We start from the raw sequence: 23,442 nt of genomic DNA on the forward strand, positions 1-23,442 counted from the left end.
CTTAACTTTCTTGAAGGTACAAAACGTACGCATCGCGCAGCAGGGTTCTCCGTCCCTGTCCCGCACCTGAATAACCCTGGAAGGGGTACATCTAGTGAAGGCACTCCGCTTCGGCCGCCACGCGGCTATCGCTGTTATCGCAGCCGGCGCACTCGCGCTCACCGCCTGCGGTTCAGACAACGCCACGGGCACCGCTCCTGCCGGTACCCAGTCCGCCGGCGGCACCAAGGTCACCGGCACGCTGACCGGCATCGGCTCCTCCGCCCAGGGCGCCGCCATGGACGCCTGGAAGACCAACTTCGCTTCCGCCAACTCCGGTGCCAGCGTTCAGTACTCCCCGGACGGCTCAGGCGCCGGCCGCAAGGCAATCCTCGACGGCTCGGCCCAGTTCGCCGGCTCGGATGCCTACCTGAAGGATGACGAGTACGCCTCCTCCAAGTCAGTTTGCGGACCCGACGGTGCCATCAACGTCCCGGTCTACATCTCCCCGATCGCCGTGGCCTTCAACGTTCCCGGTGTCGCTGACCTGAAGCTCGACGCCACCACCGTGGCCAAGATCTTCCGCGGCCAGATCGCCAAGTGGAACGACCCCGCCATCGCCGCCCTGAACGCCGGCGTTTCCCTGCCTGACCTGAAGGTCACCCCGGTGAACCGCTCCGACGACTCGGGCACCACGCAGAACTTCACCGACTATCTGGCCGCCGCAGCCTCTGATGTCTGGACCGACAAGGCCGCCGGTGTTTGGCCCGCCAGCCTCCAGGGCGAAAATGCCAAGGGAACTTCCGGTGTGGTCAAGACCGTTACGGACACCCCCGGTGCCGTGACCTACGCTGATGACTCCGCTGTCAGCGGCAAGCTCGGCGTTGCGCAGATCAAGGTGGGCGATTCCTTCACCAAGATCTCCGCCGATGCTGCTGCCAAGGCCGTGGACGCCGGCAAGCCCGTTGACGGCCGCGCCGCGAACGACCTCTCCATCAAGCTGGACCGCAAGACCACCATCGCCGGGGCTTACCCGATCGTGCTGGTGTCCTTCCACGTCCTGTGCACCACCTACGACAAGCAGGAGACCGTCGACCTGGTCAAGGCCTTCGAGCACTACGTGGTTTCCGCAGAGGGCCAGAAGGCTGCAGCTGAGTCGGCCAAGTCCGCCCCGCTGTCCTCGGACCTCGCAGCAAAGGCTGCCAAGGCCATCGACTCGATCAAGGTCAAGTCCTAGCCAACGCTGCAAAACCGGGTTCCCCGCCTGCCGGACGGCAGTGCGGGGAACTTGGCTTTGCACCCCGCCTCCTTAATCCAGCAACGAATCGAAGGGCCGTCGAATGACCGCCACCTCCCTGACCAGTACCCAGGGCGCCGGGCGCGCCGGGGACAAAGTCTTTTCCGGCGCCACGCTGGCAGCCGGGTGCCTGATCCTCGCCGTCCTCTTCGGCGTCGCACTCTTCCTGGTAGTCCAGGCAATTCCCGCGCTGACCGCGCCTGCGGACAAGATCCAGGGCGGCCAGGGCTTCTTCGCCTACATCTGGCCCATCGTGATCGGTACGCTGATCGCCGCCGTCATTGCGCTGGTGATCGCCACCCCCATCGCCATCGGCGTGGCGCTGTTCATCTCGCACTTCGCGCCGCGGCGCCTGGCCTCCGGACTCGGCTACGTCGTGGACCTGCTCGCAGCGATCCCCTCCGTGGTCTACGGCGCCTGGGGCGCAGCCTTCCTGGCCAAGGAGATCTCGCCGGCTTATGGCTGGCTCGCGGCAAACATGGGCTGGCTCCCCATCTTCGAGGGCCCCGCTTCCACCACCGGCAAGACCATCCTCACCGCGGGCATCGTCCTGGCGGTCATGGTCCTGCCGATCATCACCTCGCTGTCCCGTGAGATCTTCCTGCAGACCCCCAAGCTGCATGAGGAAGCTGCCCTGGCGCTGGGTGCCACGCGCTGGGAGATGATCAAGATGGCCGTGCTGCCCTTCGCCCGCCCCGGCATCATCAGCGCCATCATGCTGGGCCTGGGCCGCGCGCTCGGCGAGACCATGGCCGTGGCCCTGGTGCTCTCCTCCGGTGCCCTGACCGCCAGCCTGATCCAGTCCGGCAACCAGACTATCGCCGCCGAGATTGCCCTGAACTTCCCCGAAGCCAGCGGCCTCAAGGTCAGCACCCTGATCGCCGCCGGCCTGGTGCTGTTCATCATCACCCTGGCCGTGAACATGATCGCCCGCTGGGTCATTACCCGGCACAAGGAATTCTCGGGAGCCAACTAAATGACCTCCACGCTTACCCCCGTGCGCAGCAAGCGGTCGGCGCTGACCAAGGGCCAGCTGCCCAAGTACGCGCCCTATGCCGTGCTGGCTGCAGCCCTGATCGTCGGGGCCGCCATCCTTGCCCTGATTGGTTTCAACCCGTTCGGCTGGGGAGTGGTCTCTGCGATTCTGTTCGCAATCGGCCTGGTTTCCTGGAGCGCTGCCGTGGAAGGCTCCCGCAGGGCCAGGGACAAGCTGGCCACCTGCCTGGTGGTGGGCTCGTTCCTGGTAGCCCTCCTGCCCCTGGTTTCGGTGATCTGGACGGTGCTGGTGAACGGCATCCCGGGGCTCATCGACCCCGGGTTCCTCACCACCTCCATGAACGGCGTCACGGGCGCCTTCGACAACAAGGCTGTGGAAAGCGGCGGCCCGGTGCTGGGCGGCATCTACCATGCCCTCCTCGGCACGGTGCAGATCACGCTGCTGGCCACTGTCATCTCCGTTCCCGTGGGGCTGCTCACGGCCATCTACCTGGTGGAGTACGGCAACGACGGACGCCTGGCCAAGGCCATCACGTTCTTCGTGGACGTCATGACCGGCATCCCCTCCATCGTGGCCGGCCTGTTCGCCGCCGCGTTCTTCTTCGCGGTGGTGGGCCCGGGAACCAAGACCGGTGCCGTGGCCGCCGTCGCGCTTTCGGTGCTGATGATCCCGGTGGTGGTCCGCTCCAGCGAGGAAATGCTCAAGATCGTCCCCAACGAACTCCGTGAGGCGGCCTATGCCCTGGGCGTGCGCAAGTGGCGGACCATCCTCAAGGTGGTCATTCCGACGGCGATTTCCGGCATTGCATCAGGCGTCACCCTGGCGATCGCCCGGGTCATCGGCGAGACGGCGCCCATCCTGGTCACCGCCGGCTTTGCCACCAGCATCAACTCCAACGTGTTCGGCGGCTGGATGGCCTCGCTGCCCACCTTCATCTACACCCAGATCCTCAACCCCACCTCGCCTTCCAACCCGGACCCGTCCTCGCAGCGGGCCTGGGGTGCCGCCCTGGTGCTGATCATCCTGGTGATGGTCCTGAACCTGGTGGCGCGCCTGATCGCCAAGATCTTCGCTCCCAAAGCCGGCCGGTAGCCAATCCGGCTGCACCTTCCGCCGTCCCGCGGCGGATCCTAGACTTCAACCCATACCCAGTCAGTGAAGGAACACCATGTCTAAGCGCATCGACGTCAAGGACCTGAACGTGTACTACGGCGATTTCCTCGCCGTGGAGGACGTCAGCATCAACATCGAGGCCAAGTCCGTCACCGCGTTCATTGGCCCGTCAGGCTGCGGAAAGTCCACCTTCCTCCGCACCCTGAACCGCATGCACGAGGTCATCCCCGGCGCCCGCGTTGAGGGTGAAGTCCTGCTGGACGGCGACAACCTGTACGGCCCCGGCGTGGACCCCGTAACTGTGCGCTCGCAGATCGGCATGGTCTTCCAGCGCCCCAACCCGTTCCCCACCATGTCCATCCGGGACAATGTGCTGGCCGGCGTCAAGCTGAACAACAAGAAGATCTCCAAGGGTGAGGCCGATGTCCTGGTGGAGCGCTCGCTCAAGGGCGCCAACCTGTGGAACGAGGTCAAGGACCGGCTGGCGAAGCCCGGTTCCGGCCTGTCCGGCGGCCAGCAGCAGCGCCTCTGCATTGCCCGCGCCATCGCCGTGGAACCCCAGGTGATCCTCATGGACGAGCCCTGCTCCGCCCTGGATCCCATCTCCACGCTGGCCATCGAGGACCTCATCAATGAGCTCAAGGACCAGTACACCGTGGTGATCGTGACCCACAACATGCAGCAGGCCGCGCGCGTTTCCGACAAGACCGCGTTCTTCAACATCGCGGGCACCGGCAAGCCGGGCAAACTGATCGAGTACGGCGATACCCACACCATCTTCAGCAATCCCGTGCAGAAGGCCACCGAAGACTACGTGTCTGGACGGTTCGGGTAAGTCCTGTTCCCGTTGGCGAACTACAGCGGCGACAAGTACGCTAATCGAGATACTTTTAAAACTAGTAGTAAGCCCGCTTAAGGAGTTTTGCCATGACGCAGACGGCCGGTAACCCCCTGGGCACCCCGCTTACTGTTTCCGTACCTGGGACGGATGCAGTGCAGGACGCCGTGGAACCGGCGCAGGCTTTCGCCGCTGCGGCAGGCCTGGCCGGACCCTTGGCAGCCGGTCCCCTGGCGCCGGAGCTTGAACCGCACCTCGCCCTGGCTGCAGCCGGTGTTGAGGAAGGCGTCGAGGAAGAGGATGTCCTGGCCGAGGTGTGGCGCACCAGCTCGCGCCTTGAAAGCATGCAGTGGGAACTGGACACCGCCCAGGAGTCCCTGCGGCAGGCGGTCCGTAAAGCCTCCGCAGCCGGAGTGGCGAACGATGAACTCTGCACCGCGGCAAACTTGACGCAAGGCGAGCTCGCCGCCGTCCTGGTGGCCGCCGCCGGCAGTCCTGCCGCCCTCCAGCTCTAGCAGACCCTGAGGTTCGCCTGCGCGCAGTGACGGCTGCGCCCGGTGCACACGGACTGCCCAGGCACACCGCGCCGGTCTGTAGCTGCGCAGGACGGCACACGGAAAGCGCGGCGTGGTTACTCCGGGACTTCGAGCTGGAAACCGCAGTGGCAACGCAGGACCCGGGTGGGCAGGGATACGGCGTTGAGCCCGCTGCCTGTCCTGCTGCTGCGGTAGCAGAGCTGCTCAACCTCGAACTCCGCCTCCTCCATGGGAAAGCCGCAGTGGATGTAGTCGTCCCCGAAGAGGATCACCTTGGCCATCCACCGGACCTGGTTCAGTGCAGCCGCGACGTCGGTGGCATAGGCGGTGTGTTCCTGGAACAGGTCGCAGTCGTTGCACGTGTAGGAGACCGTGACCAGGTCCCCGCCGGCAGCGCCGATGGCCGTGATGGCATGAATGGTCAGCTGGTGCTCGGTTCCGCAGGCCTCGCACTGGGGCTGCCGGGGCTGTGGCAGGGGGCGCCGGGAATACGAGGGAGACATGACGCCTGCTCTTTTCCGCGTTGTGCATCCAAGCCGCCGGGTGGCTGCAGCGGCGCCTCGTCCGCAGCCCTGCACCAGGCGCGGACGCCGGTCCCCGGCACCATTGACCGGGGGCGCACTTCCGAATCTACGTCACGGCGAATGCCCTGTACAGGGGAGCGCCGTGCTCCGATGCTCCCCGCCTAAGCGGAAATGGGGGAGAGGGCCAGCGCGAGCACGAATGCCAGCGCGCAGGTGGCCAGGGGGGTCAGTGCCCAGAGCCACAGGATCCGGATGACCAGCTTCCGGTTGGTAACCGAAAAATGCTGGTTTTCCCCGGCGCCCAGGGCGCCGGCCGTGACGGTGTGGGTAGTGGAGAGCGGCCAGTGGAGCCCGATGGCGCCCACAAAGAGCATCAGCGCGCTGAACGTCTGGGCCACGGAACCCCGCAGGGGGTCGATTCTGGTGATTTTGTAGCCGATGGTGTGCGAGATCCGCCATCCCCCAAAGAGCGTCCCGGCAGTCATCATCACCGCGGAGAGCGCCGCCACCCAGGTGGGGATCCCGCCGTCGGAATAGCCTGCCGCAAGAAGGGCCAGAAGCAGCACCGCGCTGACGCGTTGCCCGTCCTGCAGGCCGTGGCCAAACGCCACCGCCCCGGCGGCAACGGCCTGGCCCCGGCGGAAGCGCTGGTTCACGACATTGGGCTGGGTGTAGCGGGCCACCCACGTTGCCGGATACACCAGGAGGAAGGAACCGCTGTAGGCAACGAGCGGGGACAGCACCAGGGGCAGCACCACCTGGAACAGCAGCGACTGGTCCACCCCGGCAACCCCGGGCCCGCCGATTGCCAGGCTTGCGAGGCCTGCCCCGGCAAGCCCGCCCACGAGGGCGTGGGTGGAGGAGGCGGGGATGCCGCGCCACCACATCAGCAGGCCCCACGCGCAGGCACTGGCCAGGCCCGCCACCAGGATGGTCAGGCCGTCAATGCCCGCCGGAAGATTGATCCAGGTCCGGCTGACGGCGACGGCGAGCAGGGCGCTCAGGAGGGCGCCGACGAAGTTGAAGAACGCGGCGAGGAGCACGCCCACACTGGGGGTGAGGGCCCGGTTCCGCACCGCGAGGGCCACCGAGGTGGAGGCATCGCGGAAGCCGTTCAGGAAGGCAAAAGCGGCGGCCAGCAGCACCACCGCAGTGAAGATGACTGCCGCCACGTCAGGATTCCTTGACGATGATGCTGCCTACCTGGGTGGCCACCCGACGCATGTCCTTGGTGACCTCCACGAGTTGGTTGGCGATGTCACGGTTCCGGGAATACTGCGCCCATTTCATGTCCGCGATCATGTCCGCCACCCAGACCCGGTGGGTCCGCTCTGCCCGCTTGGCCAGGCGCAGGATCTCGATCCAGTAATCCTCGAGGTCATCGAGGTCATTGAGCCTGCGCATGGCGTTGACCGTCAGCTCGGCCTGCCGGCTGATGATCTCCAACTGGTCCGCGGCGCGCTTGGGCAAACGGTCCAGCCGGTAGAGGGCCACCAGCTCTGCCGCGGCGTCCATCTTTTCCATGGCCTCGTTGAGGTACCGGGACAGGGCGTACATGTCCTCGCGGGGGAGCGGGTTTACAAAGCTGGTGCGCATGTGGGTCAGCAGCGCGAAATGCAGTTCGGCGGACTTGGCCTCGATGTTGTGCATGTCCTCCACGAGTTTGCCGTGCTCGTCCGCCGGTACGCCAAGGATCTCGGCCAGGGTGGCGCTGGCCAGCACGATCTGTTGTGCCATCTGTGAGAGGAGGTTCAGCCCTGCGGGCTCCTGGGGAAAAAGGCGCAGTTTCACGTGTTTACCGGTCTCCGGGGACTTATCAAGGCGGGGGTTGCTGCTGTGTGACTTGACCTGGGCGCGCAACTGCCGCTAACTCTACCGGCCCGTAACAGCACCCTCTGAATCGGCCACCTGGAGGAGGGCAGAAAAATGGTGCCGAACCGGATACGCCTCTCGGCGGTAGGCCGCTCTAGGCGGCTAATTGTTGAAGCCCGGGGGTTTCGCGGCTCGGCACCGGTTTCAGTCTTCTACTTCACCCGGCCCAAGTCAATCTTGACAGCGGGGCCTTGGTTCGTCCCGGAAAGTCCGGGTCCGCCGGCGTAAAAGGACACTCAGTCCAGTTCGCCCAGCCGCCACGCATTGGCGGCGTGTTCGAGGTCCTCGGCGGTCTTCACCAGCTGGTGGGAGTTGCGGGTCAGCTTGCTGGCGTGCGCCTCGTTGGCATGCTCGGCGCCGTCGGCCAGGGTGGCCTGGCCGAGCGCCACCACACGGCAGAAGGCGGCCGAGCGCTCCAGCGCGACGTCGAAATCGCCGTCGAACGCGCCGGAAAGGATGGCATCCGCCATGGTGCGCATTTCATCAGCGCCCGGCGGTTCGGCTGCCCCGGCCACCACGTTGGAGACCTGGGCGGTGTCCCTGCCCGCGCGGAAGTAGACGGAGATGCGTTCGGGGTCCTGGACGGTGGCCGCCCGCAGTGCGTAGAGCCGCCACAGCGCGCCGGGAAGGGAGCGGGCGGGGCTCTCTGCCCACATCTCGGCGATGGCGTCCAGGCCCTGTTCGTCGGCGAGCTTTACCAGGCGTTTGGTGATGACGGGATCGTCGCTGTCGCGGCCATGCCGGACCAGGGCCTGCGCGGCGAGGTGGGCGGCCTCCGACACGCGGGCGGGATCGGCGCCGCCGGCGAAGGGCTCAAAGTCCATCGGAGCGAAGGGCTTGGGCTTGTGATGCCGGTTGCTTCCGCCGTAGGGGCTGGTTCCTGCTTGCTCGCTCATGCCCCCACGCTACTCCTGTGCCACGCTGTAAATCGAGCGTCTGCGGGGCTTGTCCGCTGCCCGCGGAAGGAGCCTGACAGCGTCCGACGACGGCGCACGGGACGTGTGCGAAGTCGCCGGAACCATGGGTTAGAGTATTAACGTCCAGAAATGGATTGGGCCGTACGGGCAGCACAGCGTGCTTGACCGGGCGGCAGGGGCCTTTAGCTCAGTTGGTAGAGCATCGGACTTTTAATCCGTGGGTCGTGGGTTCGAGCCCCACAGGGCCCACCCATCGAGACCGCGGGCGTCCGCCGCAAGTGCAGGCGGACGCTGGCCAGGCAAACCATCCCGTTGGGGAATCAAAGCCTTTCAGGCGGAATGCCGTGACTTCACCCGCGCACCACAGTCCCGTTCCGCGGCAGTCCGCCCGGGAACGAGATGGGAAGCGCGGACGCCTGCCCGGGATCTGCCGAGTCCATCGCCTGCACGTGCAGGTGGGGTTCCGTGCTGTTGCCGGAGTTGCCGCACCGGCCCACCAGCTGGCCGCGCCCAACCGGCTGACCCGGCTGGACGCAGACGCTCCCGCGCTTGAGGTGGCACAGGGCGATGAACACCCCGCTGTGTTCGATGATCACGTGGTTGCCCGCCAGGCCCGGCCACCCCTCCCGCACGCGCCCTGCCTGGGTTGCGGCATAGGCAAGTGAGGGGAAACCGCGGAAAGCGGCGTGGTCCGGCTCCCCATCATGGGCGGCGCACACCACCCCGGAAACCGGCGCCGTCACAGCCCGGCCAAACCCCATGAACACTTCCGGTGGCTCGGGCCGGAACAGCGATGCAAGGGTTATCCGCCCAGACCGCCCGTTGCCGTCCACCGGCGTGAAGTCGATGGCACAGTCCGTGGCAAAGAGCCGGGTGCCGTGGCTGGGGACCCGGTCCGCGGGAGAGTTCTGTACCAGCCAGGGTCCCGTGAAGGGATAGGCCAGGTCGACCGGAGGCACCGTTCAGCTGGCGGGGTCGTACGCGAAAGCGCGCACTTCTTGCGCGCAGCGGCAGGCCGTGGCGATCTTCGCTGCCCAGTGCAGCGCAGCATTGTAGGTAGGCAGTTCCAGCACGGTGTAGCCGCCTTCGATCTGCGCCGTCTGGGGGTAGGTGCCCGCCGTGACGGTTCCGCTGCCGTCCACCATGACCGGTGGGATGCTCTCGTCGATACCGCCGCCGAAAACCCAGACGCCGGCGTCCTTCGCCTCCTGGACCACCGCGTGCGCCGCGTCCGCTACTTCCTGCAGGCCGCCGTCGGGGATGTCCATGACACCGCTGGGAAACGAGATCAGGTATTTGGTCATTCCGCCGGCTCCTTCTTTGCAAACGGGGGATCACCCTCATCCTTCCCATCGGACCCCCGCCGCGCAAGGAGCCAGCCAGAATCAGCCAACCCCAACACAAAGGAACCGCAGCGGCGGCAACAGGCACAATAGGCACATGGCAAAAACCAGCAAGGGCCGGATGCCGCGCCTGGAAGACGTGGCCAAGGTTGCCGGTGTCTCCCACCAGACCGTCTCCCGCGTGGTCAACAACCACCCCAACGTCAGCAAGGCGACCCGGGAAAAAGTGGAGGCAGCCATCGCGGAACTGGGGTACCGCCGCAACACCGCGGCCCGGAGCCTGGTCACGCGGCGCTCGCAGACCATCGGCGTGCTGGCGAGCGAGCTCTCCCAGTACGGCCCGGCCAACACGCTGCTGGGGGTTGAACATGCAGCCCGCAACGCCGGCTACTTTGTCAGCATCGCGGCCTTGCGGGAAGTCAGCCGGGACTCCATCTCCAACGCGGTGGGCCATTTCATGGACCAGGCAGTGGACGGAATCGCCGTGCTGGTGCCGCACTCAGACACTCTCGCCGTGCTGGAACAAATGAACCTTCCGGTGCCCGTGGTGGCCGTGGGGTCCGCCGGCAGCGCCTCCGTCAGCGGGGCAATGGTGGACCAGCGCGCGGGCGCCAGGCTCGCCGTCGAACATCTCATCAAGGAAGGCCACCGGCGGATCGGGCATATCGCAGGCCCTCCCGACTGGACGGACGGCGCGGAGCGCGCGGCGGGCTGGCGTGCGGCGCTCCGCGAGGCTGGGCTGGACGATTCGCTCCTGGTGGAAGGGGACTGGAGCGCGGGGAGCGGTTACGCAATCGGCCGCGGGCTGGCGTCCGGACTCACGGCAACGGCCATCTTTGTGGGGAACGACCAAATGGCGTTGGGCGTCCTGCGCGCGTTCACCGAGGCGGGCGTCAGGGTGCCCGACGACGTCTCCGTGGTGGGCTTCGACGACCAGCCGGAAGCTGGGTACTTTACGCCGCCGCTGACGACCGTACGCCAGGACTTCGAGGAGTTGGGGCGCCGCTGCGTGGACATGATGCTTGAAGAAATCGAGTCCGGGGCCGCTGTGAGTTCCACCGTTGTCCCGCCGGTGCTGGTTCTCCGCGCCAGCACCGCAGCGCCGGCCTCCGCTTAGAAGCCCAGGAACCGCCCGGGAAGGGCGGGGCGAACGGCGACGGAAGAAATCTAAAAAATCTCCATGAATCTGCATCCAAATCCGGGGCTGCGCCGGTAGTAGGAGTGTCAGCAAAAAACGCCCGGCAGCCGGGCCGTTCAAGGAGATGGACATGCGCAACACAATCTTCACCGCAGGTGCCGGCGCGGCAGCCATTGCAGCCGCAATCGCTCTGGCCGGCCCCGCCAACGCAGCAGAAGGAGACGCCCAGCTCTCAGTGCTGCACGGCGTTCCCGGACTGACAGTGGACGTTTGGGTCAACGGCGACCGGACGCTGGACGATTTCACCCCGGGTACCCTCGCCGGTCCATTGGCCCTTCCTGCGGGCACCTACGAAATTGCCATCACGGCAGCCGACGCAGCCGACGCGTCCGCCCCCGCCATTGGACCGGTCAGCGTTAACCTGGCCGCCAATGGAAACTACACAGCAGCCGCCCACCTCGGCGCAGACGGAAAGCCCACGGCAAGCCTGTTCACCAATGACGTCTCCCAGATCGAGGCCGGCAAGGGCAAACTAACCGTCCGGCATGCCGCCGCCGCACCCGCCGTCGATGTCCTGGCCGGCGGCACCGCCGTCGTCACCAACCTGGCCAACCCGAACGAACAAACCCTGACCCTCGATCCCGGCACGGTCCCGGCCGCAGTTGCCGCCGCCGGCACCACCACCCCCGTGATCGGCCCGGCGGACGTCACGGTGGCCGAGGGGACGCACACCATTGTCTACGCCTGGGGCAGCCTGGCGGACCAGAACCTGAAGCTGGCCGTTCAGACCATCGAGGGCCTGCACACCGCTCCGGCCTCAGTGCCCGGCGCCCTTGACGGTTCCGCAAATACCGGCGGAGCGGGCCCCGCAGTTGCCACCGCCGGGTTCGGCCTGGCAGCCCTGGCCCTGCTGGCCGGGGCGGTGGGCGTAAGCCGCGCCGTGCGTGCCCGGCGGCCTGAACTGTAGCCGCCCGGCTGTAGGACCATCAGCGCAGGGGCCCGGCCGCACACCCGCGGACGGGCCCCTGCGCCGGCCCCTTTGTTCCCCAACCGATGTGTTCTTTGGAAGGAGGCCAGTCATGAACGCACGCACGACGCCGCAAGGCTGGTACCGCCGTCGGCCTGCCTCAAGGGGTGCGGCAGCAGCGCTAGTGGCTGGGGTGCTGGTTCTCTCCGGCTGCGGTTCCGCCGCCCCGTCCAATTCCGGGCAGGCACCGCCCCCTGCGGTTGCAGCCAGTTCGACGGCTCCGCCGGATTCCCCGCTGCCGCAGGCAGCTGCCCCAGGCGCGGCGGCCCCTTCCGGCCCTGACGCTTCCGGCCCTGCCCCTTCCAGCACTGGCAGTGCGCAGCCGGGGGCGATCCCGCTTCGGCCAGCCACCCTGCCGGCGAATGCTCCAGCCCCGGCCCCCACTTCGCTCACCGTGACCGGCACGGCCATCGACATGCCGGTGGTGCTCGGGGGAGTATCCACCGGAGGAGCGATGGAGATCCCGGACGTGTTCGACCGTGCCGCCTGGTACAGGTTCGGCCCCGCCCCCGGGGCGGCCCAAGGCACCGCCGTCATCGCCGGACATGTCGACACCACCTCGGACCGCGCGCCCTTCTCCGCCCTGAAATCGCTCCCGGCGGGAACTATCATCCGCGTGGGAAGGGACGGCGCCCCCGCGCTCAGCTACAGGGTGGTGGGCGTGGAGTTGATGGCCAAGGACAGGTTCGACGGCGCATCCCTCTTCAGGCGGTCAGGGCCCCATGAACTCAAGCTGGTCACCTGCGGCGGCAAATGGCTGGACGAGCGGATGGACTACAGCGACAATGTGATTGTCACCGCAGTCCCTGCCTGAACCGGTCCCCGCATGAACCAGTTCCTGCACAGCCGGTGGCCAGCCATGTATCTCGTCGCCGAAGCCGGGAGGGAGCCGCCCGTGACGCTCCCCGGCCGCGCGTCCCCTGGATGGGATGACGGGCTCACCGACACTTTCCTGTCCGGCGATGAGCATGCGCTGGCGGCGGCCTACCGCGAGTTCGCGCCGCTGGTGCATACGCTGGCCCTCCGGTCCCTGGCGGACCGCGCGGCGGCGGACGACGTGACCCAGGAGGTCTTCATCCGGGTATGGCGCTCCCGGAACACCTTCAACCCGCAGGTGGCCCGTCTCCCGGCATGGATTGTTGGCATCACGCGCAATGCCATCGCGGATGCCCAGCAGTCGTCCGCCCGCGAAGCGCGCAAAGCCTATGCCGCGGGCGCCGGCATGGCCGGGGATGCGGGGGCGGGAACGGAGGCCGCGGAAACGCTGGCGGACCGGCTGCTCCTGGACGGCGAACTGGAAAGGCTGGGTGAGCCCCAGGGGTCCATCATGAAGCTTGCGTTCTACGAGGACCTGACGCATGAACAGATTTCGCGGAAACTGGACCTTCCCCTTGGTACCGTCAAGAGCCACATCCGCCGCAGCCTGACACACCTGAAAAGCAGATTGGAGGTAGACCATGCCGCATCTTGATCCGGAAGAGTTGAGCCTCCTGGCGCTGTACGACGACTGGGATGACCTGGGCGGCCGGGAGCACCTTCTGGCCTGCCCCCAGTGCGCCGCCGACTACGCCGCCCTGCGGCGTGCGGTGGAAGCGGTGAAGACGACGCCGGACACCAGCCGGCTCTCCGTGCCCGGGCCCCAGGTCTGGGCGGGAATCCACCGCGAACTTGTCCTGGGCGAGTCCGTCCGGGAGGACCCGCTCGCGGCGGGGGTGCCGGCGGAACCCGGGTCTGAAGAAGACGCTTCAAAGGAACACGGGCATGAAGGAGGCGGGGCTGACGGAGGTGCGGCAACTCCTGCCGTCACGCCCGCGCCCGGGGACGTGCCGCCGTCGAACGTTGTCCGGCTCGGTGGCAAGACAAGGGGCGCCCGGACAAGGGGTGCGTGGCAGCGCCCCGGAACATGGCTGGCAACGGCGGCAGCTGCTGTCCTGGTGGTTTTCGGCGCCGTCTGGGCCTTCAATCGCCCGCCCCAGCCCCAGGAGCTGGCGGCAACCCAGCTGGCCCCGCTGCCGCAGCACTCCGCGGCGGGATCGGCCAAGGTGGTGGAAGAGAAGGACGGTACCCGCAGCCTGGAGGTCAGCCTGGACAAGGATGAAGCCAGAGGCTACCAGGAGGTGTGGCTGATCGCGCCGGACCTTTCCAAGCTGGTCAGCCTGGGCGTCATGAACTCCACGTCAGGAACGTTCCAGGTGCCTGCCGGCCTTGACCTGTCCCAGTACCCGGTGGTGGATGTATCGGACGAGCCCATGGACGGCAACCCCGCCCACTCCACCGTAAGTATTGCCCGGGGCACCCTCAAATCCTGATCTGCGCCCGGGCCCGCCCGGCAACCAGGCTGAACCAGCAGCGGGTCAGCGGCCGAAGTGTGAGTTCGGCGCACCCTCCGGCAGGCGTTCCAGGATGTCCTCGGCCACCTTGCGCACCTTGATGTTCCGGTGGCTCGAGGCCTTGGCGAGGATGGAGAACGCCTCCTGGTAGGAGCACCTGTTCTGGGCCATGATCACCCCGCAGGCCACGTTGATGGACGTACGGCTGTCCAGCGCCGAGCGGAGGTCGGTGGCCAGCGAACGGGCAGCGTGCAGGTTGACGGCCATCTGGAGACTCTTGGTTGCCATCGCCGCGAAGGTGCGTGCTTCCGCGATGACCTGGAGCGGAAAGGCCTTTGCGTCCTGGGCGAAGAAGGCAAGGGCCGCGCTCGACTGGGCGGGTTCGCTGTTGCCGGGGATCCCGTCGTCGGAAGGAACGTCTGTGTCCAGGCGGAGCCGGACCGCAAGGGCGCTGCCGTAGCCTGCCGACTGCAGCTGGCTGGAGTAGTGCCGCCAGCGGAAGTCCCCATTTCTCTGGAGAACCGCCACGGGGTGGCCGCCGGCCATCACATCGGTCACCGGGCCCTCGGCCGTTTCCCGTTCCCAGTCAAGCAGGCGGACTACCTCGTTGGTGGTGCCGGTGATGGCCGGACCGCGCTTGGGCTGGTGCAGCACCAGGCCGCAGCCGACGTCGATTCCGGCGGTCCTGACCACGTGTCCGGCCGACGCGGCCACCAGCAGGTCCAGGGAGTCGGCCAGAGTTTGCGCGCCATTGACCAGATCCAGCAGGAGGGCAGCGTTCCGGGGTGCTGCTTGCCCGTGGCTGTTCGCCGCGGGCAGCGGTCCGCGGCCCCTCCGGGAGGCCGGAGGGGCAAGAGGGCCGGCGACGGCTGGGGGAGAGCCCTTGGTCTCGAAGGACTCCTCGTCGCCGGCCCCGCCTATTACCCGGGTCCTATGGACCGGGAAGCCTGGGCCTATATGTGGTGAATGATGCATTGCCAGTCTCACACCCCCCTAGTGAGCCAAGTACCAAGAGCCTGAAGGTCTTGTCTCTGTGAAAAACCTAATTGCCGTCCAGCCCCCGGTGAATGCGTAGCTGGTACCTGTCTTTTCGATTAGGTAGTACTTGGACGATCCGGACCCGGCGGCGTTCGCGGCGTCGCCGCAGGTGGGCCTGCCTTCGGCTCCCCGGCTCCGCACTGGAACCCGTGTGCGGGATGGGAGGCCAAACACTTGACTCGCGAGGCGGTGCAGCAAACAATGTTCTTCTATAACGTTGTAAAAACTAACCCGAGGATATTTTCGTGACCCAGCCACAACCCGCCGCAGCAAAAATCACCGTCGATCCATCCTTCACCGTGGGCCCCGTCCGCCGTCGTACGTTTGGCGCCTTTGTGGAGCACCTTGGCCGGTGCGTGTACACCGGGATCTTTGAACCGGAGCACCCGGACGCCGACGAGGACGGCTTCCGCAAGGACGTCCTGGAACTCACCCGCGAGCTGGGCGTTTCCACCGTCCGCTACCCCGGCGGCAACTTTGTCTCCGGCTACCGCTGGGAGGACGGCGTGGGGCCGGCGGACCGGCGTCCCGTCCGCCTGGATCTGGCCTGGCATTCAACTGACCCCAACACGGTGGGCGTGGACGAGTTTGCCAAGTGGTCCGCCAAGGCCGGCGTAGAACCCATGATGGCCGTGAACCTGGGCACCCGCGGCGTCCAGGAGGCACTTGACCTCGTGGAGTACTGCAACATCGACGGCGGGACCGCCCTCTCCGAGCAGCGGCGGGCCAACGGGGCCGGCAGCGGATACGGCATCAAGATGTGGTGCCTGGGCAACGAAATGGACGGACCCTGGCAGATCGGCCACAAGAACGCGCTGGAATACGGCCGGCTGGCAGCGGACACCGCCCGCGGCATGCGCATGATCGAGCCCGACCTGGAGCTGGTGGCGTGCGGCAGCTCCGGGCCCACCATGGACACCTTCGGTGAGTGGGAGCGTGTTGTCCTTTCCGAAACCTACGAGCTGGTGGACCTGATTTCCGCGCACCAGTACTTCGAGGACTTCGGCGACCTGCAGGAGCACCTGGCCGCCGGCCACAAGATGGAAGCCTTTATCCGCGACATTGTGAGCCACATCGACCACGTGAAGTCAGTAAAGAAGTCCAGCAAGCAGGTGAACATCTCCTTCGACGAATGGAACGTCTGGCACATGAGCCGCGACGAATCCAAGGTGCCCACCGGCAAGGACTGGCCGGTGGCACCCGTTCTGCTGGAGGACACCTACACGGTGGCGGACGCCGTGGTGGTGGGGGACCTCCTGGTCACGCTGCTCCGCAACACGGACCGCGTCCACTCGGCAAGCCTGGCGCAGCTGGTGAACGTCATCGCGCCCATCATGACCGAGCCCGGCGGCCGCGCCTGGAAGCAGACCACCTTCCACCCCTTCGCCCTGACGTCCCGGCACGCCTCCGGCACAGTGCTGCAGCTCGCCGTCGAATCCCCGCTGGTCAGGGGCGGCAAGACCGCCGACTTCGCCGCACTGTCCGCCGTCGCAACCTATGACGCGGACAAGGGCGAGGCCGTGGTGTTCGCGGTGAACCGCTCCGCCGACCAGGCGCTCACGCTTGATGCCGCCGTGGCCGGCCTGGGCAACGTCCGTGTGGTGGAGGCGGTGACCTACGCCAACAAGGACCCCTACTGGCAGGCCAGCGCCGATGATTCCACCTCCGTCCTGCCGTCGGAAAACGGCACGGTAACGGCGGACGGCGGCCGGCTCAGCGCGGAGCTTCCGGCCGTTTCCTGGTCCATGATCCGGCTGGCCGTGGAGTCCTGACCCGCGGCGCAGGAGGGCGGGGGAGTCCTTATGACGACGGCGGCCCGCAGGTGGGAGGATGGACGGCATGGAACTGCACATCACGGGCGATCCCGCCGCGGACAAGTTGTTGAGTGAGGACGACTTCGCCCTCCTGACGGGCATGCTGCTGGACCAGCAGGTGACGATGGAATCTGCCTTCGCCGGGCCGGAGAAGATCCGGACGCGGATCGGGTCGTTGAAGCCCGAGGCGATTGCCGCCCACGATCCCGCGGCGTTCGTGGAGGTGTTCAAGGAACGGCCTGCCGTCCACCGCTTCCCGGGCTCCATGGCTGCACGGGTGCAGGCGCTCGCGGAGGCCGTCCAGAACGAATGGAACGGTGACACCGCCGCCATCTGGACCAAGGGCTCACCGGACGGCGCCGAGGTGCTGCGCCGGCTCAAGGCGCTGCCCGGTTTCGGGGAGCAAAAGGCCAAAATCTTCCTGGCCCTGCTGGGCAAGCAGCGTGGCCTTCACGCTCCGGGGTGGCGTGAAGCCGCCGGCCACTACGGTGAGGACGGCGCCTACCTGTCTGTGGCAGACATCGTGGACCCGGAATCCCTGGCCAAGGTGCGGGCCAGCAAGCAGGCTGCCAAAGCGGCGGCAAAGGCAGGAAAAGAACGTTAATGGCAGTCACCATGAACGATGTCGCGAGGGCGGCAGGCGTCTCCCTCAAGACCGTTTCCAACGTCCTGAACGACTATGAATTCATCCGCCCCGCCACTAAACAGCGGGTGCAGGATGCCATCGCGGAGCTGGGCTACGAAGCCAACCTGACCGCCCGCAGCCTGCGCTCCGGCAAGACGTCCATGCTGGGCCTGGTCTTGTCTGACCTCTCCGCCCCCTACTATGCCGAGCTGGCGTCCAAGCTCATGAAGGCCGCGGCCCGCCACGGCTACCGGGTGCTGGTGGAGCAGTCCGACGCCGAAGCCTCCGTTGAACTTGGCGCCCTCCAGGGGACCTTCCGCCAGCTCACCGACGGCCTGCTGTTCACGCCCCTGGTGGTGGATGCGGATGCCATTGCCGCGCGGGCGGGCAACAAACCGATGGTGATGCTCGGCGAGCACATCATGGATCCCCGTTTCGACCTGGTCACCATGAAGAACGAGGAAGCCGCGGCTGCGCTTACGGCGCACCTGCTGGCCGGCGGCCGCCGTCGTATTGCCGTCATCGGAGCCAACGCCGGGGAGTCCTCCGGCAGCGCCGGCCTGCGCCTGAACGGGTACCGGAACGCGCTGAAGGAGGCAGGCGTCCCCTTCGACCCCGCACTCGTGGCACCCGCCGAATGGCGCCGCGACACGGGTGCTGCCGCCGTCGCCGGGCTCGTGGAAACGGGCGTGCAGTTCGATGCCGTCTTCGGGCTGAATGACGTACTGGCGCTCGGGGCCATGCACGAGCTGCTGATCCGCGGCGTCAAGGTGCCGCAGGACGTTGCGGTGGCAGGCTTCGACGACATCGACGAAGCGCGGTTCGCGTCCCCTTCCCTGACTACTGTCTCGCCTGGCATGGATGAGATCGCGGAGCGCTCCATCAGCCTGTTGCTGGACCGGATCGCCGGCCGCGAGCCGTCGGAGCAGGGCGTGCACGTGGAAGCCGGGTTCGAGTTGAGGGTGAGGGAGTCCGCGCCCTAGGGTTTCGGGGCCCTGCCGGCGGGTAACTTTCCCTCACCGGCTCAACGAGGAAAGGTGCCCACATGATTGCCCTCCTGGTCATCGACATGCAGAACGCATTCTTCGAAACCCCCGAACTGGCCGCCCAGCAGGAGCGGGTGGTCCGTGAGTGCAACCGGCTGCTGGAGGGGTTCAAAGCCGCCGGACACCCGGCGCTCCTGGTAGGCACTGAACACGAGCGGGACAAATCCACCTGGACCCTCAGCATGCTCGACGACGACCAGGGCTTCATTTTCCGCGGCAGCAGGCAGGCGCAGTCGGTATCGGGCCTCCTCAGGGAGGACCTGCCCCAGCTGAACAAGACAAGGGACAGCGCGTTCGTGGGCACCAACCTGCTGGCCCGGCTGCGGAACTGGGGCGCCGGGGAAGTAGTGCTCGCCGGCGTCTCCACCCACAACTGCATCGCCCAGACCGCCGCGGACGCGTTCGCGCACAACATCCGGGTCACCTACGCCAAAGACGCGATGGCTTCCGAGGCCGACCAGGACGCTGCCGACATGCTGCGTGTCCTCTCCACCACCTACCGCCAGCCCATCCAGTCCAGTGACGAGATCCTGGCCCGGCTCAACAAGGCAAAGTAAGCCCGTCACACAGCGTTCGCTGATACTCCTGAAACCTGGCGGAAACGTGACGCGCTTACGCTGGCAGCACGCCGCAGGCCGTCGAAGGGAACCCCATGCATCTGATGCCGCGTGAACAGGAAAAGCTCCTGATCGTGGTGGCCGCCGACCTTGCCCGCCGAAGGCAGTCCCGCGGCCTCAAGCTCAACTACCCCGAGGCCGTGGCCATCATCAGCTATGAACTGATCGAGGGCGCCAGGGACGGCAGGACCGTGGCCGACCTCATGAGCTACGGCACCACCCTGCTCACCCGTGAGGACGTGATGGAAGGCGTGCCGGAGATGATCCACGACGTCCAGATCGAGGCCACTTTCCCGGACGGCACCAAGCTGGTCACCGTCCACAACCCCATCCGCTAAGGAGCACGGCAATGATTCCAGGCGAATACGTCCTCCGGGCGGAGCCCGTGACCGCGAATGCGGGCAGGGAGGCAGTCGAGGTGGCCGTCACCAACACCGGCGACCGGCCTGTCCAGGTGGGCTCCCACTTCCACTTTGCCGAGGCCAACGCGGCGCTGGCGTTCGACCGGGACGCCGCTTACGGCCGGCGCCTGGACATTCCGGCGGGAACAGCTGCCCGGTTTGAGCCGGGCGACTCCCGCAGCGTGCGGCTGATCGAACTGGCCGGGCGACGCGAGGTTTTCGGGCTCAGCAACGCGGTGAACGGAAAGCTCGACGGCGGCACCCGCCCGGTCGGGTCTCTTGCGGAAAGGGACGGCAAGTGAGTTTCGAGATTCCACGCCGGCAGTACGCTGACCTCTACGGCCCCACCGCCGGGGACAAAATCCGCCTGGCGGACACCGAGCTCTTCCTCGAGATCGAGAAGGACCTCACCGTCTATGGCGAGGAAGTGGTATTTGGCGGCGGCAAGGTAATCCGCGACGGCATGGGGCAGAACGGCCAGGCCACCCGCGACGAGGACATCCCGGACACCGTGATCACCAACGCCGTCATCCTGGACTACACCGGCATCTACAAAGCGGACGTCGCTCTGCGGGACGGCCACATCTTCAGGATCGGCAAAGCCGGCAACCCGCAGATCACCGACGGCGTGGACATCGTCATCGGAGCCAGCACCGAAATCATCGCCGGCGAGCGGAAAATCCTCACCGCCGGCGGCATCGACACCCACATCCACTTCATCTCCCCGGACCAGGTCCCCACGGCGCTTGCCAGCGGCGTGACCACGATGATCGGCGGCGGCACCGGCCCCGCCGAAGGCACCAAGGCCACCACGGTGACCCCCGGAAAGTGGCACATCCAGCGGATGCTGCAGGCCGCTGAGGGGTTCCCCATGAACATCGGCCTGTTCGGCAAAGGCCACGCATCCGCCGTCGAACCCCTGGCCGAGCAGATCCGCGCCGGCGCCATCGGGCTCAAAGTCCACGAGGACTGGGGATCCACCACCTCCTCCATCGACACCTCGCTCAAGGTGGCGGACGAGTACGACGTCCAGGTGGCCATCCACACGGACACTCTGAACGAGTGCGGGTTCGTGGAGGACACCATCCGCGCCATCAACGGCCGAGTTATCCACACCTTCCACACCGAAGGCGCCGGCGGCGGGCACGCACCGGACATCATCAAGATCGCCGGCATGCCCAACGTCCTGCCCGCCTCCACCAACCCCACGCTGCCCTATACGCGCAACACCATCGAAGAGCATCTGGACATGCTGATGGTCTGCCACCACCTCAACCCGGAGATTCCTGAGGACGTGGCCTTCGCCGATTCCCGCATCCGCGCCGAAACCATCGCCGCCGAGGACGTCCTGCAGGACCTGGGCATCTTCTCCATCACCTCCTCCGACTCGCAGGCGATGGGCCGGGTGGGCGAGGTCATCACCAGGACCTGGCAGGTGGCGGACAAGATGAAGAAACAGCGCGGGACGTTGGAGGAGTCCGACGGCGGGGCTCACGGCAGTGCGGGCAGCGACAACTTCCGACTCAAGCGCTACGTGGCCAAGTACACGATCAACCCGGCCATCGCCCAGGGCATCGCAGACTCCGTCGGATCTGTGGAGGTGGGCAAGTTCGCCGACCTGGTCCTCTGGGACCCTGCCTTCTTTGGCGTCAAACCGGAGCTGGTGCTCAAGGGCGGCCAGATCGCCTACGCACTGATGGGGGACTCCAACGGCTCCATTCCCACGCCGCAGCCACGTACCATGCGGCCCATGTTCGCCACGTTCGGCAAGGCCATGCAGCAGTCCTCCATCACCTTCCTGTCCCAGGCAGCGATCGACGCCGGCGTGCCCCAGGAATTGGGCCTGGAAAAGCTCATCCGGCCCGTCTCCGGCATCCGAACCCTCACCAAAGCGGACCTCAAGTACAACGACGCCACCCCTGACATCCAGGTGGACCCGGAAACCTACCAAGTGACCGTCGACGGGGAGGACGTCACGTGCGAGCCGTCCGACGTGCTCCCCATGGCGCAGCGCTACTTCCTCTTCTAGAACCTCGAAAGACCCACATGATCATCGACAAAGTCCTGGGCAACCTGCACGACCTGCCGGACACCGACCTCGCCGCCTACGCCGGCCTCCACCGGGAAAAAGTGGTGCTCCCCAGTGCCCAGCTGGTCAAACGCATCCAGCGCGCCACCACGGACCACGGCAAGGAAATCGGCATCCGCCTCCCCGCCGGCTCCGGCGACCTCCGCGACGGCGACATCCTCCACGTGGAAGAGACCAACATGATCGTGGTGTCCGTGCTCCCCACCGACGTCCTGGTCATCGCCCCCCGCACCATCTCCGAAATGGGCGTCACCGCACACTCCCTCGGCAACCGGCACCTTCAGGCACAATTCTTCGACGCTTCATCGGAATACCAAGCCGACGTCATGGTGTGCGCCTACGACCACACCGTCGAGGACTACCTCCGTCACAACTCAGTGCCTTACACCCGCCAGGAACGCGTCATGCCTGTACCTTTCCGCCATGCTGAACACAGTCACTAGTACCAGCGGCACCTTGGGTGCGGCTGGGGAAGGCGCGGGGGCTTCGGCGGGTGATAGGGGCCGTGCCCGCTTCGCGGTGCCCGCCACGCCGCGGCCCCTATCACCCGCCTCCGCCGGATTGGGCGCGTACGTCGCCTTGGGAGCGCGGTTATGAGTTACCAGCTTGCTCTTCAGCAGCTCACTGACTCTGCGCTTCCTACTGGGGCCTTCGCGCACTCACTTGGGTTCGAGACTTACCTCGATCGGGAGCTCGTTTTTGATGAAGAGTCTTTCGGAATCTGGCTCGGTGCTTTCATCTCGCAGTCGCTGACTTACTCTGACGGGCTGGCCATTCGGCTTCTTTTTGAGGGTGGGGAGCTGGGGGAGTTGGATGTTCTCTTGTCTGCTTCGCTTTTGCCTCGGCAGGTTCGGGAGGCAAGCCTCAAGATGGGGGCCCGCCTGCTCGAGATTGGGGCTGAGGTGTTTCCCTCGCCTGCGCTGGAACTGTACCGGGACCTGGTGAGTGACGGCCTTGCCGCCGGGCACCAGCCGCTGGCGTTCGCCGTCGTCGCCCGCTCCCTGGGCGTGCCCCAGCAGGAAGCCCTGGCCGCCTACCTTTTCGCTACCGTCACCACCCTGACGCAGAACGCCGTCCGCGCTATTCCCTTGGGCCAGAACGCAGGGCAGCGGGTGCTGCGGAGAGCACACGACGACGTCGCTGCCGCCATCGACGCGATCGCCCGCCTCACGACGGACGACCTTGGGGCCGTCAGCCCCGGGCTGGAAATTTCACAAATGCGGCACGAACGCCAACGTGCCCGGATGTTCATGAGCTGACCGTGCTCGTGACCTAGGAGGAAACCATGACTGAACCCATCAAAATCGGCATCGGCGGGCCCGTCGGCGCCGGCAAAACTCAGCTCGTGGAGCGGCTCACCCGGCACATGAGCGGCGACATCTCCATGGCCGCCATCACCAACGACATCTACACCATCGAGGACGCCAAAATCCTTGCCGCCAACGGCATCCTCCCCGTGGACCGGATCATCGGCGTCGAAACCGGCGGCTGTCCGCACACCGCCATCCGTGAAGACACCTCCATGAACACCGCCGCCATCGAAGAACTCAAAACCCGGCACCCTGACCTGCAGGTCATCTTTGTCGAATCCGGCGGTGACAACCTCTCTGCCACCTTCAGCCCCGAACTCGTGGACTTCTCCATTTACATCATCGACGTGGCCCAAGGCGAGAAAATTCCCCGCAAAGCCGGCCAGGGCATGATCAAGTCCGACCTCTTCATCATCAACAAAACCGACCTCGCACCCCACGTCGGGGCGGACCTCGCCGTCATGGAACGGGATTCCAAAGAGTTCCGCGGGTCTAAGCCGTTCTGTTTCACCAACCTCAAAACCGACGAAGGGCTCGACAAAGTCATCGATTGGATCCGCCACGACGTCCTGATGCTTGATTTGGCATGAG

27 protein-coding genes and 1 tRNA gene are annotated in these 23,442 nt (G+C 66.4%); 21 read left to right on the top strand and 7 right to left on the bottom strand.

Annotated features, from left to right (window positions below):
* Nucleotides 1-94 precede the first annotated feature (94 nt).
* The 5 genes from pstS to ACTAQI_RS18025 all read left to right on the top strand — a co-directional run bounded on the left by pstS (nt 95) and on the right by ACTAQI_RS18025 (nt 4,739).
* Nucleotides 95-1,216 carry a phosphate ABC transporter substrate-binding protein PstS gene (pstS, locus tag ACTAQI_RS18005; RefSeq protein ID WP_457947676.1) on the top strand — a complete coding sequence of 374 codons (1,122 nt, stop codon included), beginning with the start codon at nt 95-97 and terminating at the stop codon, nt 1,214-1,216.
* 103 nt (nt 1,217-1,319) lie between these two features.
* A complete protein-coding gene (gene pstC, locus ACTAQI_RS18010) occupies nt 1,320-2,252 on the top strand; it encodes a phosphate ABC transporter permease subunit PstC (protein ID WP_457947678.1) in 933 nt (310 codons plus the stop codon).
* Nucleotides 2,253-3,365, top strand: coding sequence for a phosphate ABC transporter permease PstA (gene pstA, locus ACTAQI_RS18015; RefSeq protein WP_457947679.1), 1,113 nt, complete (start codon nt 2,253-2,255; stop codon nt 3,363-3,365). It abuts the gene before it with no gap.
* A gap of 76 nt (nt 3,366-3,441) precedes the next feature.
* Complete coding sequence (pstB, locus tag ACTAQI_RS18020; RefSeq protein WP_307309605.1) at nt 3,442-4,221, top strand: phosphate ABC transporter ATP-binding protein PstB; 780 nt, start codon at nt 3,442-3,444, stop codon at nt 4,219-4,221.
* A 92-nt stretch (nt 4,222-4,313) separates the two neighbouring features.
* Nucleotides 4,314-4,739: a hypothetical protein gene (locus tag ACTAQI_RS18025; protein ID WP_457947680.1), complete on the top strand. Its 426-nt coding sequence runs from the start codon at nt 4,314-4,316 to the stop codon at nt 4,737-4,739.
* Nucleotides 4,740-4,855: 116 nt separating this feature from the next.
* Here the strand turns inward: ACTAQI_RS18025 and ACTAQI_RS18030 are convergent, their stop codons facing one another.
* The 4 genes from ACTAQI_RS18030 to ACTAQI_RS18045 all read right to left on the bottom strand — a co-directional run bounded on the left by ACTAQI_RS18030 (nt 4,856) and on the right by ACTAQI_RS18045 (nt 8,052).
* Nucleotides 4,856-5,263, bottom strand: a complete 408-nt coding sequence (locus ACTAQI_RS18030; protein ID WP_457947682.1) for a hypothetical protein — start codon at nt 5,261-5,263, stop codon at nt 4,856-4,858.
* 182 nt (nt 5,264-5,445) lie between these two features.
* Nucleotides 5,446-6,456 carry an anion permease gene (locus ACTAQI_RS18035; RefSeq protein WP_457947683.1) on the bottom strand — a complete coding sequence of 337 codons (1,011 nt, stop codon included), beginning with the start codon at nt 6,454-6,456 and terminating at the stop codon, nt 5,446-5,448.
* A gap of 1 nt (nt 6,457) precedes the next feature.
* Nucleotides 6,458-7,075: a DUF47 domain-containing protein gene (locus tag ACTAQI_RS18040; RefSeq protein WP_457947684.1), complete on the bottom strand. Its 618-nt coding sequence runs from the start codon at nt 7,073-7,075 to the stop codon at nt 6,458-6,460.
* A gap of 317 nt (nt 7,076-7,392) precedes the next feature.
* Nucleotides 7,393-8,052 carry a hypothetical protein gene (locus tag ACTAQI_RS18045; RefSeq protein WP_457947686.1) on the bottom strand — a complete coding sequence of 220 codons (660 nt, stop codon included), beginning with the start codon at nt 8,050-8,052 and terminating at the stop codon, nt 7,393-7,395.
* A gap of 197 nt (nt 8,053-8,249) precedes the next feature.
* Between ACTAQI_RS18045 and ACTAQI_RS18050 the strand changes: the two genes are divergently transcribed.
* Nucleotides 8,250-8,322 (top strand) — tRNA-Lys (locus tag ACTAQI_RS18050).
* A 101-nt stretch (nt 8,323-8,423) separates the two neighbouring features.
* Here the strand turns inward: ACTAQI_RS18050 and ACTAQI_RS18055 are convergent.
* Nucleotides 8,424-9,032: a M23 family metallopeptidase gene (locus ACTAQI_RS18055; RefSeq protein WP_457947687.1), complete on the bottom strand. Its 609-nt coding sequence runs from the start codon at nt 9,030-9,032 to the stop codon at nt 8,424-8,426.
* 3 nt (nt 9,033-9,035) lie between these two features.
* On the bottom strand, nt 9,036-9,377 hold the full coding sequence (locus ACTAQI_RS18060; RefSeq protein ID WP_457947688.1) for a YciI family protein: 342 nt from the start codon (nt 9,375-9,377) through the stop codon (nt 9,036-9,038).
* A gap of 136 nt (nt 9,378-9,513) precedes the next feature.
* On the opposite strand from ACTAQI_RS18060, the gene ACTAQI_RS18065 reads away from it, so the two are divergent.
* The 5 genes from ACTAQI_RS18065 to ACTAQI_RS18085 all read left to right on the top strand — a co-directional run bounded on the left by ACTAQI_RS18065 (nt 9,514) and on the right by ACTAQI_RS18085 (nt 13,890).
* Nucleotides 9,514-10,533 (top strand): LacI family DNA-binding transcriptional regulator, encoded by a 1,020-nt coding sequence (locus ACTAQI_RS18065; RefSeq protein ID WP_457947689.1) that lies wholly within the window; start codon nt 9,514-9,516, stop codon nt 10,531-10,533.
* A 151-nt stretch (nt 10,534-10,684) separates the two neighbouring features.
* A complete protein-coding gene (locus ACTAQI_RS18070; protein WP_457947691.1) occupies nt 10,685-11,521 on the top strand; it encodes a DUF4397 domain-containing protein in 837 nt (278 codons plus the stop codon).
* Nucleotides 11,522-11,633: 112 nt separating this feature from the next.
* Nucleotides 11,634-12,395, top strand: a complete 762-nt coding sequence (locus tag ACTAQI_RS18075; protein ID WP_457947692.1) for a class F sortase — start codon at nt 11,634-11,636, stop codon at nt 12,393-12,395.
* Nucleotides 12,396-12,440: 45 nt separating this feature from the next.
* Complete coding sequence (locus ACTAQI_RS18080) at nt 12,441-13,052, top strand: RNA polymerase sigma factor (RefSeq protein ID WP_457951104.1); 612 nt, start codon at nt 12,441-12,443, stop codon at nt 13,050-13,052.
* Nucleotides 13,039-13,890, top strand: coding sequence for an anti-sigma factor (locus ACTAQI_RS18085; protein WP_457947693.1), 852 nt, complete (start codon nt 13,039-13,041; stop codon nt 13,888-13,890). Before ACTAQI_RS18080 ends, ACTAQI_RS18085 begins: the two co-directional genes overlap by 14 nt.
* A gap of 45 nt (nt 13,891-13,935) precedes the next feature.
* On the opposite strand, the gene ACTAQI_RS18090 is transcribed toward ACTAQI_RS18085, so the two are convergent.
* Nucleotides 13,936-14,886, bottom strand: coding sequence for an ANTAR domain-containing response regulator (locus ACTAQI_RS18090; RefSeq protein WP_457947695.1), 951 nt, complete (start codon nt 14,884-14,886; stop codon nt 13,936-13,938).
* A gap of 308 nt (nt 14,887-15,194) precedes the next feature.
* Between ACTAQI_RS18090 and arfA the strand changes: the two genes are divergently transcribed.
* From arfA to ureG, 10 genes are all read left to right on the top strand, one after another.
* A complete protein-coding gene (gene arfA / locus ACTAQI_RS18095; RefSeq protein WP_457947697.1) occupies nt 15,195-16,721 on the top strand; it encodes an arabinosylfuranosidase ArfA in 1,527 nt (508 codons plus the stop codon).
* A 58-nt stretch (nt 16,722-16,779) separates the two neighbouring features.
* Nucleotides 16,780-17,367, top strand: coding sequence for an HhH-GPD-type base excision DNA repair protein (locus tag ACTAQI_RS18100; RefSeq protein WP_457947698.1), 588 nt, complete (start codon nt 16,780-16,782; stop codon nt 17,365-17,367).
* On the top strand, nt 17,367-18,371 hold the full coding sequence (locus tag ACTAQI_RS18105; protein ID WP_457947700.1) for a LacI family DNA-binding transcriptional regulator: 1,005 nt from the start codon (nt 17,367-17,369) through the stop codon (nt 18,369-18,371). Before ACTAQI_RS18100 ends, ACTAQI_RS18105 begins: the two co-directional genes overlap by 1 nt.
* 62 nt (nt 18,372-18,433) lie before the next feature.
* Nucleotides 18,434-18,991 carry a cysteine hydrolase family protein gene (locus tag ACTAQI_RS18110; protein ID WP_457947701.1) on the top strand — a complete coding sequence of 186 codons (558 nt, stop codon included), beginning with the start codon at nt 18,434-18,436 and terminating at the stop codon, nt 18,989-18,991.
* A gap of 95 nt (nt 18,992-19,086) precedes the next feature.
* Nucleotides 19,087-19,389 carry an urease subunit gamma gene (locus ACTAQI_RS18115; RefSeq protein WP_457947703.1) on the top strand — a complete coding sequence of 101 codons (303 nt, stop codon included), beginning with the start codon at nt 19,087-19,089 and terminating at the stop codon, nt 19,387-19,389.
* Between the two features lie 11 nt (nt 19,390-19,400).
* Nucleotides 19,401-19,754, top strand: a complete 354-nt coding sequence (locus tag ACTAQI_RS18120) for an urease subunit beta (protein WP_457947704.1) — start codon at nt 19,401-19,403, stop codon at nt 19,752-19,754.
* The gene (gene ureC, locus ACTAQI_RS18125) at nt 19,751-21,481 is read left to right on the top strand and encodes an urease subunit alpha (protein ID WP_457947705.1); all 1,731 of its coding nucleotides are present in this window, start codon (nt 19,751-19,753) and stop codon (nt 21,479-21,481) included. Before ACTAQI_RS18120 ends, ureC begins: the two co-directional genes overlap by 4 nt.
* A gap of 17 nt (nt 21,482-21,498) precedes the next feature.
* Complete coding sequence (ureE, locus tag ACTAQI_RS18130; RefSeq protein ID WP_457947706.1) at nt 21,499-21,984, top strand: urease accessory protein UreE; 486 nt, start codon at nt 21,499-21,501, stop codon at nt 21,982-21,984.
* Between the two features lie 150 nt (nt 21,985-22,134).
* Nucleotides 22,135-22,800: an urease accessory protein UreF gene (locus tag ACTAQI_RS18135; protein WP_457947707.1), complete on the top strand. Its 666-nt coding sequence runs from the start codon at nt 22,135-22,137 to the stop codon at nt 22,798-22,800.
* 26 nt (nt 22,801-22,826) lie between these two features.
* Nucleotides 22,827-23,441, top strand: a complete 615-nt coding sequence (ureG, locus tag ACTAQI_RS18140) for an urease accessory protein UreG (protein WP_457947708.1) — start codon at nt 22,827-22,829, stop codon at nt 23,439-23,441.
* Nucleotide 23,442: the final 1 nt, after the last annotated feature.

Source organism: Pseudarthrobacter sp. alpha12b, from assembly GCF_054130495.1.